The following is a 13,127-nucleotide window of genomic DNA, read 5'->3' on the forward strand; positions in this document are numbered from 1 at the left end:
TGCAAGAAAATTTGTCGCCGTCATGCAAAAAATCAGATTGATGAGGCGGCAGGAATGAAGTTGTTCTGTATGTTCACGATGATAACTGGCCGGTGGCGCATGGTTGAATCATGGATAGACTCTGGCAATTTCCCGTGAATGAAACAAGGATTGATTGATGAGTACAAATATTGAGAATAAACCCAAGCAAGTGACGTGGTTCAATGGTTGTGGCGGGCGTATTGGGATTGTGGTCGGTGAAAGTGGCGAATTCGCCTATATTGGTATGGCACTGAGGCATGATGAAGATGATGACGTGAATCATATCATGCAATACGGCGCCAAATTTCCGTTGGAAGCGGCATTATTATTGCCAGTTTCTAAATATTACTCTAAAACATAAACTTAAAAATTAGATGGAATTTTTGGCTTGTAATGCTCATCTTATGTGTTTCTATGCAGTATTGAATGAAATATGAGGTAACTGAAAATGTATCGCTATGATGACTATGATCAACACATCGTCAATGAACGGGTTGAGCAATTTCGGGATCAGGTGCGTCGTCGCCTTTCGGGTGAATTGAAGGAAGAAGAGTTTATGCCGCTGCGATTGCAGAATGGCTTGTATATGCAAATTCATGGATACATGTTGCGCATTGCAGTGCCGTATGGGCTGGTTTCGTCAAAGCAGATGCGCATGTTCGCGCACATTGCGCGCACCTATGATCGTGGCTATGGTCATTTTACAACCCGTCAGAACATTCAGTTCAATTGGCTCAGACTGCAGGATATACCCAATATCCTAGCCGATCTGGCTTCTGTTGAGATGCATGCCATCCAAACATCGGGTAATTGCGTGCGAAATATCACTTCGGATGAATATGCCGGTGTTGCGCAGGATGAAGTGGTCGATCCTCGCCCATATGCTGAAGTGCTGCGTCAATGGAGCACCTTTCATCCGGAGTTTGCATATTTGCCCCGCAAATTCAAAATTGCCATCAGTGGCGGACAGCAAGACCGTGCGGCGATCTATGCGCACGACATTGGTTTGGCGGCGACCCGGAACGCGCAAGGCGAAATAGGCTTCCGTGTTCTGGTTGGTGGCGGTCTGGGACGCACACCCATCATAGGCAGTGAGATTTGCGAATTCGTGCCATGGCAGCATTTGTTGACGTATGTGGAATCGATATTACGAATTTATAACCAGTACGGCCGTCGCGATAATAAGTACAAAGCGCGTATCAAAATATTAGTCAAAGCACTCGGCATCGACGAGTTCAAACGCCAGGTGGAAGCAGACTGGGCGGATATCAAGAATGGTCCGGGCACGCTTACTGCTGAAGAAGTCGAGCGGGTTGCTTCATTCTTTATCGATCCTGACTACGAAACGTTGACGGATCATGATTCCAAATTGAGCGAATTCAAGGCGGATAGCCGCTCATTTTCTAATTGGATGCTGCGTAACGTCAAGCCGCATCGTGTACCGGGCTATGCCATTGTTGTGTTATCCCTTAAAAAACCTGGCGAGACGCCAGGAGATGCCACAACTGAACAAATGGAAGTGATTGCTGATCTGGCAGATCGCTATAGTGGCGGAGAAGTACGGATTACCCATCAACAGAATCTGGTGTTGGCCGATGTACGGCAGAAAGACCTGATCCGCTTGTGGCAGGAAGCCTCGAGGCATGAACTGACGTCGCCGAACATTGGTTTATTGACCGATATCATCAGTTGTCCTGGAGCGGAGTTCTGCACGCTGGCCAACGCACGATCAATACCGCTGGCGAAAGCGATTGCCGAACGATTTGAAGACCTCGATTTTCAGCATGATATTGGCGAGATCACGTTGAATATTTCCGGATGTGTCAATGCATGCGGTCAGCACCACATTGGTAACATCGGCATTACGGGGGTAGAGAAGAAAGATCACGATGAATGGTACCAAGTATCGTTGGGTGGGGCGGAAGGCAACGACAGTTCGATCGGAAAAATCATTGGTCCCTCATTTACATTTCATCAGGTGCCGGAAGTCATCGATCGCTTATTGCAAGTCTATCTGCGCGAACGTATCGAAGCGGAGCGTTTCATTGACACCGTTCGCCGCATCGGACAAGCGCCTTTCAAAGAGCATGTCTATGCGACAGATTTCATAACTGAGGACGATGACATTGCCAACAAGCATGTGGTTGTGCCGGCGCAATATTCCGTTCCTTATTATTCTCCAAGGTTCTAACGCGAATGATCATTAAAAATAGGACCATCGTTGCGGATGAATGGACGGTTTTACGCCTGAGCGAGCAGGATTCGCCGGAAACGGTGGCGGTGCCGGCCGGCAAAGTAATTGTTCCGCTGCAAGTATGGCTGCAACAACGTGATGCCTTGCAGCAGCGTTCTGAAATCGGGGTTTGGCTGGCTACTGATGAGCGGCCGGAAGTATTGAAAGAGGATGTGGACAAGTTTTCCGTCATTGCAGTGAATTTTCCAAAATTTTCGGATGGGCGGGGTTATTCGATTGCCTATAATTTGCGCACCCGTCTCGGTTTTAGCGGCGAATTGCGTGCGATGGGCGATGTACTGCGCGATCAATTATTCTATATGCAGCGCGTCGGTTTTGATGCATTTGCGCCGCGTCCCGACCGGAGCATTGAAGATGCGCTGAAAGGTTTAAGTGACTTTTCCGATGTGTATCAGACTTCATTTGATCAAAAACAACCGTTATTCCGGCGTGTGCAGCGTAAGGGTAATCCTGCAGCAGGTTTGATCGATGAGTAATGACTTGCACACCAAGCTCGGTCGAGTCGTTGCAATTCGGACAAGAACCCGTGCGAAACCCTATCCCGACAGTCACCGCAGAGGTTCAAGCGCCGAGGATGAGGGAGGTTGCCTGCATGTTTTTTGCCAAACCTCGTTCTGGTGTTGAGCGAGAGAACGAAAATGAATGGTCATCCCTATCCCTTTACGCATCTGGATGCGCTGGAAAGTGAAGCGATCCATATCATGCGGGAAGTGGCGGCAGAATGCGCCAATCCGGTGCTGTTATTTTCCGGCGGCAAGGACTCGATCGTCTTGTTGCGTCTGGCCGAGAAGGCGTTTCGTCCGGGACGTTTTCCATTTCCTTTGATGCATATCGATACTGAACATAATTTTCCTGAAGTGATCGAGTTTCGGGATCGTCGCGTTCAAGAATTAGGGGAGCGGCTGATTGTGCGCAGCATGGAGGATTCGATAAAAACGGGCAGAGTAGTTTTGCGTTCCGCAACGCAAAGTCGCAATGCTTTTCAGTCGGTGACGCTGTTGGATGCAATCGCGGAATTCAAGTTTGATGCTTGTATTGGCGGTGCTCGACGGGATGAGGAAAAAGCCCGAGCCAAGGAACGGATTTTTTCTTTCCGCGATGAATTTGGTCAATGGGATCCAAAGAATCAGCGTCCGGAATTATGGGATATTTACAATACTCGCACGCACCCCGGTGAAAATATCCGTGTGTTTCCGATCAGTAATTGGACTGAGCTGGATGTTTGGGAATACATCGCCCGCGAAAAACTGCAAGTACCGGAAATTTATTTCGCTCATTCCCGCGAAGTCATTCGGCGCGCCGCAGGGCTCTTGCCAGTTTCGTATTTGGTGCAGCCGCAAGACAATGAAAAAATCGAAACCCTGACGGTGCGTTTTCGTACCGTGGGCGATATGAGTTGCACCTGCCCCGTAGAATCGAACGCAGGCAATATTGATGAGATCATTGCAGAAACGGCAATGACGCGGATTACTGAGCGCGGGGCGACGCGTATGGATGATCAAACATCGGATGCATCGATGGAATTGCGCAAGAAAGAAGGTTATTTCTAAGTCGCGTGAGATGGGAAAACATCGAAGTACCTCACGTTCATTGACCGAATCGATCCAGATGCAAAAAATTTATTGACCATGAAAAAAATTTCCAGAAGGTTTCAGAATGTCGGTTGTTGAGAAATTCTTCGATCAAGCGGAGTTGTTGCGTTTTATCACAGCAGGTAGCGTGGATGATGGCAAAAGTACGTTAATCGGTCGCTTGCTGCATGATTCGAAGTCTATTTTTGAAGATCAACTGGCATCGATCACTCATACCACTCGTAAGCGGGGCTCCGAAGGCGTAGATCTCTCGTTGCTTACTGACGGGTTGCAAGCCGAGCGCGAACAAGGAATCACTATCGATGTGGCGTATCGCTATTTTGCGACGCCTAAACGTAAATTCATCATCGCGGATACTCCGGGCCATGAACAATATACGCGCAATATGGTGACCGGAGCATCGACTGCCAATCTGGCCATCATTCTGATCGATGCACGTAAAGGTGTGCTGACGCAATCGCGCCGCCATGCCTATCTGGCAAGACTGGTTGGAATTCCACACTTGGTGGTGGCCGTCAATAAAATGGATCTGGTGGATTATTCCCAATCGGTATTTGAGAAAATTTGCACCGACTTCAATGCATTCTTTGAGAAAATTCAATTGCAAAACGTGACCTACATTCCGATGTCGGCATTGAATGGCGATATGGTGGTCGAGCGGGGCGATCATCTGAACTGGTATTCAGGCTCTACGTTGATGGATGTGCTTGAGACGATATCAATCGAAGACGATATCAATCGTGAAGATTTCCGATTTCCCGTGCAATGGGTATGCCGACCGCAAACCAAGGAACTGCACGATTTCCGTGGCTACATGGGACGCATCGAGTCAGGTTCGATACGGGCAGGCGATGCGATTACCGTGCTTCCATCCGGACTGAATTCACGCATCAAGCAGATCCTGAAGTATGAAGGTGCCATCGATGAAGCATATGCTCCTCAATCGATTACGCTGACCATTGAAGACCATGTGGATATTTCGCGCGGTGATGTGTTGGTAAGAACCGGCGATGCTCCCGTAGTTGCAAAAGCTTTCGATGCAATGCTGTGTTGGCTTTCTGAGCAACCGCTTGATCTGAGTCGGAAGTACTTGATCAAACAATCCACCCGTGTCGTAAAAACGCTGATCAGCCGGATCGATTATCGCGTGGATATCAATACGATGAATCAGGAGTCTGCCGCTACGTTAACGATGAATGATATTGCGCAGGTCGGAATCAAGGTGCAATTGCCGTTGGTGTGCGATGATTATCAGCATAATCGTGCCACCGGCTGTTTTATCGTTATTGATGAGAGCAGCAATAATACCGTGGCGGCGGGTATGATTTCCACTCATTAAACAAATTAGACAAATGAGGGATATCGACATAGTGCATCATTTTTGATTGATGTGCTGAAAATAGGCGTTATCAACAGCGTTGCCGACTGACAGATGGTGTTGATTTTAATGCTATGTATGATATCTTCCACAAAACATATTTATTCAGATACTCACCAAGAGATACGGAGCATTTCAGAGCCATCCCCATTTTGTTGATTGTGCGCATGAGCGGTTGTTGATTTTTTTGCTGCAGGTCATTGAATCTACGCATAGCAAAATTAGATGGGGGTGCAAACTTGGTCGTCAACGACAATGCATTGAAGCAGTAAGTCGTTAAGGAAGTGAATGATGCCGAGGGTATTTTCGATATCGTCGAGCATGGGATCAGCATGAACTATTTTGAATCAGAATTTCGTTGATGATGTGTTAACGCTTTCAAAGCCGAATGAAGGATGGCTTTGAAGAAACATAATTGATTTGATCGAATCACTGTATGGATTTGGTGATTGATGTCACAGCAGATCATGCTGATCAAATATATTGGAATGAATGAGATTTTAGCTAAACCGATAGGCACTGTTGAGTTGATCGATACCATCTTATAATGGCTTCGGCATTTTTCATTGCAAGGGTTGTGGCTGACCTTGTTGATGTATCTGAATGAATTGGCGGTTGTTAAGTATATGTTCTCAACTAAATTCTTCGGATGAATAAAAATAAAAAAAATATACGGGTACTGATACTGGACGATGACAAGTTTATGCTTGAATTCGTCAGTCATCTGTTCAGAGAACTTGGGGTTAGTGAAGTACTGGTAGCAGAAGATGGCAGAGCAGGTTTATACGTTTTGTCGGCACAGATAGACCCGATTGATTTACTGCTGTGTGATGTTGAGATGCCAGGAATGGATGGCATTGAATTTTTGCGTAATATTGCGGATCAGAAATACACTGGAAAGATCGTATTGTTTTCTGGCGTGGATGCGGATTTACTGAAGTCGATAGAACGTTTGGCAATTGTGCGCGGATTGGAGGTCATCGGTATTTTGTCCAAACCGGTGACGATTGAATCGTTGGCAGCCTTATTAAAAAAGCTTTCTTCGCCAACGAATAAAACAATATATCCTGCTACTCAGCTAAAATGCATATTCGACGCCGAGGAAATCAAGCGAGCCTTAGTTGCGGATCAAATCAAGATATTCTTTCAACCCAAAATTTCTGCTGCAAGCCGACGAGTAACGAGTGTCGAATGTCTTGCACGATGGCAACATGAGAAATATGGCTACGTTTCTCCGGATAATTTTATTTCCATTGTTGAACAGAATGGCTTGATTAACGATTTTACCCGCACGGTGCTCAAGAAGTCCGTGCAGCAACTTGATGTGTGGCTGCAGCAGGGATTGGATCTTAAAATCTCCGTGAATGTTTCCATGGTGAACCTGGATCGATTTAATTTGCCGGAAATTTATCAAGAAGCCGTGCAGAATTCCAATGTACCGATCGACCGAGTCATCTTGGAGATAACAGAAGGCAAGTTGGGTAAGGATTTCGCTCAGAGTCTGGACATCCTGACGCGTATCCGGTTGAAAGGATTCGGATTGTCAATTGATGATTTCGGCACCGGCTATGCATCCATGGAAACGCTGAAATACATGCCCTTTACTGAACTCAAGATCGACCGGATTTTCGCTCATAATGCAACTGAAGATCCAGCGACGCGAGTCATACTCGAGTCGAGCATAAAGTTGGGTAAGGCGTTTGGTTTGAATGTGGTGGTGGAAGGAATCGAGACTGCTGCGGATTGTGAATTGGTGGCCAGGCTCGGATGCGATGAGATTCAAGGGTATTTTATTGCCAAACCGATGCCGGCTGTTGAATTTGCTGAGTGGTTAAATGATTATGAGAAAAAGAATGATCGCTTCGCCAGCGGCGATGCTCAGGACAATAAACGTAATAATGATGTGAGTTCAATAGAGAAGATACTAAGATAGTAAGAAATTGATTATGACAAATTTAGATGCAGCGTTGCACGTTCAGCAAGAGACTATGACAGCTTCACCGAATTTTAATTTTGATTTCACCATTGCTGATCTTTATCAGCGGACTGGTTTGGTCAAACTGGACAAGTTATTTCTGGATTTTCTCCATACCGGCGACGAAGCGCTATGTAACAGACTCGTGCACGCTCGCGCCCACCCGGATGGGCTCCTCCCCAAAGATGAATCTGCGCTGCTCATCGATGTAGCACCGTGGTTGGAGGATTTCCTGGCTCGGTTATTCAATATCGAAAACGAAGTGCAGCAATTGGCTGCGCGACATCATGAATTGGCTCCGCTGTATTTTTGCAAACGGCAATTCGTCCAGCGCCGGGCCAGAGGAAAAGTTAGCGACGACGAATTGGCTGTGATTGATGGATTGGCGCTCGAGAAAGAATTGACGGCCGAATTTGGCGAACCCTTCACAGAACTGGTGTTTGCTACCAAAGTGGCGCAATGGATGGAAGCAGAGGCGGAGAACGAATCACGTCTGGCTAAGGCGTTGCAGTATGCGGCTTGGGCATTGCGGACTCCAGCAGGACAACGGCATACGCATCAGGGAATTCTCTTCAAATCTCCCGCGAAGCTGGATTTCCAGCATCTACTGTCGCTCGAGACGGAGGATTCGGCGGGATATACAATTCATCGACTCAGCCATGTGCGTGAGCGCAACGGGTTTGCGTTGACCGATCAAGGAACCGATCTGATGGGCGCCCTGGATGAGACCAATTATTGCATTTGGTGCCATGAGCAAGGCAAAGATTCCTGCTCCAAGGGAATGATACAAAAACCTAAGTCACCTGACGAAGCGCGGTCATTCAAACGAAGCGAGCTCGGCGCTTTATTGGCTGGTTGCCCGTTGGAAGAACGTATTTCCGAGTTTCAAAAACTGAAGTCACATGGGGTCGCGGTAGGCAGTCTGGCGATGATCGTGCTCGATAATCCGATGTGCGCTGGCACGGGACACCGTATTTGCAATGATTGCATGAAGTCGTGCATTTATCAGAAGCAGGAACCGGTTGACATCCCTCAGGCTGAGACGCGCACGTTAAAGGATGTGTTGGCATTGCCATGGGGATTTGAGATTTATAGCTTGCTGACGCGCTGGAATCCTTTGAACTTGCGCCGTCCGGTGCCAAAACCGGCATCCGGACGCAAAGTCCTGGTGGTTGGCATGGGACCGGCCGGCTACACGTTGGCACATCATTTGATGAATGAAGGTCATACCGTAGTAGGAATCGACGGACTCAAGATCGAGCCTCTGCCGGAGGATATTTCCGGCGTCAATCCACGCGGTGAGCGGGTGTCCTTCAAAGCCATACGGCTTGCCAGCAGCTTGGAGGAAGATCTGGATCAGCGGATGCCGGGAGGGTTCGGCGGCGTGGCCGAGTACGGCATTACGGTTCGCTGGAATAAGAACTTTCTCAAATTGATCCGCCTATTGCTGGAGCGAAGGGAAGAGTTTGCATTATTCGGAGGCGTTCGTTTTGGCGGTACGCTGACCACTGACGATGCCTTCGCGCTGGGATTCGATCATGTCGCGTTAGCGGCAGGCGCAGGACGTCCCACCGTTCTGGATTTGCCGAACGGGCTGGCTCGCGGCGTGAGGGCAGCGTCGGATTTTCTGATGGCCTTGCAACTTACCGGTGCTGCGCAAAGCGATTCGATCGCCAATATGCAATTGCGCTTGCCCGTGGTGGTGATTGGAGGAGGGTTGACTGCCATTGATACCGCAACCGAGGCGTTAGCTTATTATCCGGTGCAAGTGGAAAAATTTTTGCAGCGCTATGAAATTCTGACGGCCATTCAGGGTGAAGACGCGGTTCAGCAGGCATGGGACACGGAAGAAAAACAAATTGCTGATGAGTTTCTGGCACATGGGCGGGCGATTCGTGCAGAGCGCCAAGCCGCCGCACAGGAACAGCGTGCGCCACGCATCATTCCGTTATTGCAATCCTGGGGAGGCGCGACGATAGCGTATCGCAAACGCCTGGTCGATAGCCCTTCTTATACATTGAATCATGAAGAGGTCGAAAAGGCGCTTGAGGAAGGCATCTGGTTCGCCGAAGGCATGACACCTACTCGCGTCAATGTAGATACCTGGGGACATACGCAATCGGTACATTTTGCCGTGCAAAAACACGATAGTGAAGCGCAGTGGCAGGATGCCGGCACCGTGGAGTTGCCTGCACGCGCGTTGCTGGTTGCAGCTGGAACGCAACCCAATACGGTACTGGCGCGCGAAGATGAAGCATTGTTCAAATTGAGCGGACGTTATTTCGCGGCGTGCGATGAAGACGGTAATCCGGTTCAGCCAGCTTATGCCAACCCTAAGCCCGAATCTCCCATGGTACTACTGAGCCGCTATAGGGATAGCGATGGCCGCTTCATCAGTTTCTTCGGTGATTTGCATCCGTCCTACTCCGGCAATGTGGTGAAAGCGATGTCCAGCGCCAAACAGGGATATCCTGTAGTGCATCGAGTGTTGGAACGTATAAAACCCGCCTTGGATGTGGCGGCGCCGCAATTCTTTGCAGACCTGAATGATCGCTTGCGTCCAACTGTGCATAGAGTGGAGCGGTTGGCGCCCAACATCATTGAAGTGGTAGTGCATGCGCCGATGGCTGCAGAGCATTTCCAGCCCGGGCAATTTTATCGTTTCCAAAATTATGCCGCGCTGGCGAGCACGGCGGGCGATACCCGGCTGGCGATGGAAGGGCTTGCGCTGACAGGGGCTTCGGTCGATATTGAACGTGGTTTGGTATCTCTGATCGTACTGGAAATGGGGGGATCTTCCAATCTGTGCGCAATGTTGAAACCCGGTGAACCGGTGATACTCATGGGGCCTACCGGGACTCCGACCGAAATTCCGGCAAATCAGACGGTGGTGCTGGTCGGTGGCGGCTTAGGCAATGCGGTGCTGTTTTCCATTGGCGCTGCTGCACGGGCAGCTGGATCCAAAGTGTTGTATTTTGCCGGCTACAAAAAGCTGGTCGACCGCTATAAAGTGGCGGAAATCGAGGCGGCCGCAGATATCGTTGTGTGGTGCTGCGATGAGTCTCCGGGTTTTGCCGCGACCCGGCCGCAAGATAAAAGTTATGTCGGAAATATTGTGCAAGCGATGGTGGCTTACGGCAGCGGTGAATTGGGCGTGCAACCGGTCGCATTGTCTGATGCTGACCATATTATCGCTATCGGCTCCGATCGTATGATGGCTGCTGTGGGGGTGGCGCGTCATCATCAGCTGAAGCCGTATTTGAAAGCGGACCATTTTGCCATCGGCTCGATCAATTCTCCGATGCAATGCATGATGAAGGAAATTTGCGCTCAATGTCTGCAACCGCATCAAGATCCGGAAACCGGGAAAATCACTTATGTATTTTCGTGCTTCAATCAGGATCAGCCATTGGATCAAGTGGACTTCTCGGGGCTCGCTACGCGGTTGCGTCAAAATACCGTGCAGGAGAAACTGACTAATCAATGGATCGGACGTTGCTTGGCCAGCAATAGCTAGAGCAGGTTTCGATTGATCGGTGCGCCTTGTGTAGAACTACTTCTGCATGAGGCGTCTGATTGTTGATTGTTGTATATTGCATGAACATCGGGTGGGTATTGGCTTGCACTATCCTGCCCTGGTCGGATGATTGGATTTTCGTATGAAAAAATCGAGGGGGGAAATCTGGTGTCTACAGTATATGGGGCCGATCAAAAATCGATGCGTAGGATTGATAAGCAATACAGTATCGTGGTTGCCGTGGACATGGCCAGCGACTTTCAATTGGTTCGTACGGCACTGAGCAATTCTAATTTTCGGATCATTGAAGCCAAAAATAGCGAGGAAACGCTGCAGTGTCTCAGCAATCAATCCATTGATGTGGTGCTGCTCGATGTTGCTTTGTCCGGAATGAGTGATCCTGGCGTAGGCGAGAAAATTCGTCAGATGAGGGCAATGCCGGGAATATCTGAAGTACCTTTAGTCATGTTGATATCTGATGAAGACGTCGACGCAATCAATGGCCTCAATGCCGGAGCCATCGATTTTGTAATCAAGCCATTTCGCTCCGGTGAGTTAAGGGCGCGTTTGGCCGTTGTCGTGGAGCGGATTCGGCTGAGTGAAGAACTGACAAACGCTCGCCGAGCTGCCGAGTCTGTCCGGCGATCCCAGGCTGCGCTTCTCACCCTGATGAACCAGGAAATTCAAACGCCCATGAATGCCATGATCGGTTTATCGTATCTTGGTTTGCAAGCCAGGCTGGATAAAACTCCTCGAACCTATTTAGAGAAAATCAATTTTTCGGCTCGATCATTATTGAGCCTCATCAATGATGCGATTGATTTTTCACGTATTGAAGGAGGAGGATTGAAGCTGTCTGAAGACGATTTTAACGTGCGTGAATGCTTAACCCAAGTACATGACTTGATCGGTGATCTGGCACGTGATAAAGGATTAGGTTTCAAGCTGGATATTTCTGAAGAAATCCCCGAGATGCTGTGTGGCGATGTGGCTCGCTTAGGTCAAATGCTCATCAATATTACCCGTACCGTTGTTAAGTTGACTGAAAAGGGGACTGTGACTTTTCAGGTTCGCGTCAATGCGCTCAACGACGACTCAGTAGAATTGTTGTTCATTGTTCGAGGTTCGGGTATCAATCCGCAACACATGGAGTGCGTATCGGAAGGGATTAGTCACGCATATCGTTCCAACCCTCTTATGCCGGGAGGAAATACACTGCGCTTGGCGATCAGTCGCGAATTGATCGATCTGATGCAAGGGCGTGTTTGGGTGGAGCGCACATCTGAATGGGACAGCTCATTTCATTGCACTGCTCACTTTAAGCGTGGTCACCACAGGGCAAACCCTGAGGCATCGTTGGCGAAGGAACCTGAATCAGTCAAAGCGCGCATCAATGGTGCTCGAATTCTGGTTATTGAAGATAATCCCACTGACCAGTTAATAATCCGGGATTTGCTCGAGTTGGCCGGTGCTGTAGCGATCGTTGCAGGTAAGGAACAAGATGCAACGGATCGATTGAGCATCGAGAAATTTGACGTGGTAATCATAAACCCTCGATTGGTTTCCACGAATGATGCCGAAGCTGTGCGCCGAATTCGAGCAGGAAGTAAGAATGCACACCTGCGCATAATTGCATTGACCGAACACGCTGTCCTGGCGGAGGATCGCGAACGATATGTTTTGGGCGACATGGATGATTATTTGCCGCGGCCGATCGATCCTGAGCAGATGTATCGGATGTTGGCAAAATGGTTGCCCGCGAAGCCGGGCATATCGGTCGATGAGCACCTCGAAGGCGGGCAGTCCACTAAATCTCCGCCTGTAGATATATCCGTGTTGCATCAAATGTTTCATAACAACGCAACGTTGGTTCGGAAGTTTGGGCTCAAGTTTGTCGAGGTGGCCAATGATACGCTGGCAGAAATGAATCTCGCGCAAGCAGAAAAAGATTTACCTGCTTTGGGACGATTGGGGCATAAATTAAAGTCTTCCGCGCGTACTATCGGTGCTTCGAGTTTTGCTGATCTATGTGAGAAACTTGAGAAAGCCAATTTGAATAATAACTGGTCGAATGCTGAATCTTTACTCAAACAGATTCCTGTGCTGTTGACGCAAATTACCCAGCAGCTGGAGCAGGAGTTTCGCACGATGGATAAATGACCTACGCCTAATAGGCTTGTTTTCTCAGCACATTGAGTCGTTTGGTTGTTCTGTAAGCAACCTTTTTTGATCGATGGTCAGATCCCGCGGTATGTTTCTAAATAATTTCCCCCATCCGAGAGATGCCAATTGTCGCGATCATCGTTCATATCAGTAGAAAATTAACCACGATCAAGTTTTTCCTAATCCAAGTAATGCATTGCAAGCAAATTGATTTATAATCCGCAGTT

At 48.6% G+C, this 13,127-nt stretch carries 8 protein-coding genes; all 8 read left to right on the top strand.

Annotated elements, in window-relative coordinates; all coding sequences use genetic code 11:
• Positions 1-157: 157 nt before the first annotated feature.
• Complete coding sequence (locus ABF87_RS00885) at positions 158-382, top strand: hypothetical protein (RefSeq protein WP_160827238.1); 225 nt, start codon at positions 158-160, stop codon at positions 380-382.
• A gap of 87 nt (positions 383-469) precedes the next feature.
• The gene (locus ABF87_RS00890; protein WP_160827239.1) at positions 470-2,212 is read left to right on the top strand and encodes a nitrite/sulfite reductase; all 1,743 of its coding nucleotides are present in this window, start codon (positions 470-472) and stop codon (positions 2,210-2,212) included.
• 5 nt (positions 2,213-2,217) lie between these two features.
• On the top strand, positions 2,218-2,751 hold the full coding sequence (locus ABF87_RS00895) for a DUF934 domain-containing protein (RefSeq protein ID WP_160827240.1): 534 nt from the start codon (positions 2,218-2,220) through the stop codon (positions 2,749-2,751).
• A 162-nt stretch (positions 2,752-2,913) separates the two neighbouring features.
• Positions 2,914-3,825, top strand: a complete 912-nt coding sequence (cysD, locus tag ABF87_RS00900) for a sulfate adenylyltransferase subunit CysD (protein WP_160827241.1) — start codon at positions 2,914-2,916, stop codon at positions 3,823-3,825.
• Positions 3,826-3,931: 106 nt separating this feature from the next.
• Positions 3,932-5,206, top strand: a complete 1,275-nt coding sequence (gene cysN, locus ABF87_RS00905; protein ID WP_160827242.1) for a sulfate adenylyltransferase subunit CysN — start codon at positions 3,932-3,934, stop codon at positions 5,204-5,206.
• A 688-nt stretch (positions 5,207-5,894) separates the two neighbouring features.
• Positions 5,895-7,178 (top strand): EAL domain-containing response regulator, encoded by a 1,284-nt coding sequence (locus ABF87_RS00910; RefSeq protein WP_160827243.1) that lies wholly within the window; start codon positions 5,895-5,897, stop codon positions 7,176-7,178.
• A 13-nt stretch (positions 7,179-7,191) separates the two neighbouring features.
• Positions 7,192-10,737, top strand: a complete 3,546-nt coding sequence (locus ABF87_RS00915; protein ID WP_160827244.1) for an FAD-dependent oxidoreductase — start codon at positions 7,192-7,194, stop codon at positions 10,735-10,737.
• A 168-nt stretch (positions 10,738-10,905) separates the two neighbouring features.
• Positions 10,906-12,897: a response regulator gene (locus ABF87_RS00920; RefSeq protein WP_160827245.1), complete on the top strand. Its 1,992-nt coding sequence runs from the start codon at positions 10,906-10,908 to the stop codon at positions 12,895-12,897.
• The last annotated feature ends 230 nt before the right edge of the window (positions 12,898-13,127 follow it).

This window comes from Nitrosomonas sp. JL21, from assembly GCF_009833095.1.
Lineage (GTDB): Bacteria > Pseudomonadota > Gammaproteobacteria > Burkholderiales > Nitrosomonadaceae > Nitrosomonas.

Bases quoted from the DNA above. Each gene is read 5' to 3' on its own strand.
- ABF87_RS00885 (WP_160827238.1), top strand. From the start codon at position 158: ATGAGTACAAATATTGAGAATAAACCCAAGCAAGTGACGTGGTTCAAT.
- ABF87_RS00890 (WP_160827239.1), top strand. From the start codon at position 470: ATGTATCGCTATGATGACTATGATCAACACATCGTCAATGAACGGGTT.
- ABF87_RS00895 (WP_160827240.1), top strand. From the start codon at position 2,218: ATGATCATTAAAAATAGGACCATCGTTGCGGATGAATGGACGGTTTTA.
- cysD (WP_160827241.1), top strand. From the start codon at position 2,914: ATGAATGGTCATCCCTATCCCTTTACGCATCTGGATGCGCTGGAAAGT.
- cysN (WP_160827242.1), top strand. From the start codon at position 3,932: ATGTCGGTTGTTGAGAAATTCTTCGATCAAGCGGAGTTGTTGCGTTTT.
- ABF87_RS00910 (WP_160827243.1), top strand. From the start codon at position 5,895: ATGAATAAAAATAAAAAAAATATACGGGTACTGATACTGGACGATGAC.
- ABF87_RS00915 (WP_160827244.1), top strand. From the start codon at position 7,192: ATGACAAATTTAGATGCAGCGTTGCACGTTCAGCAAGAGACTATGACA.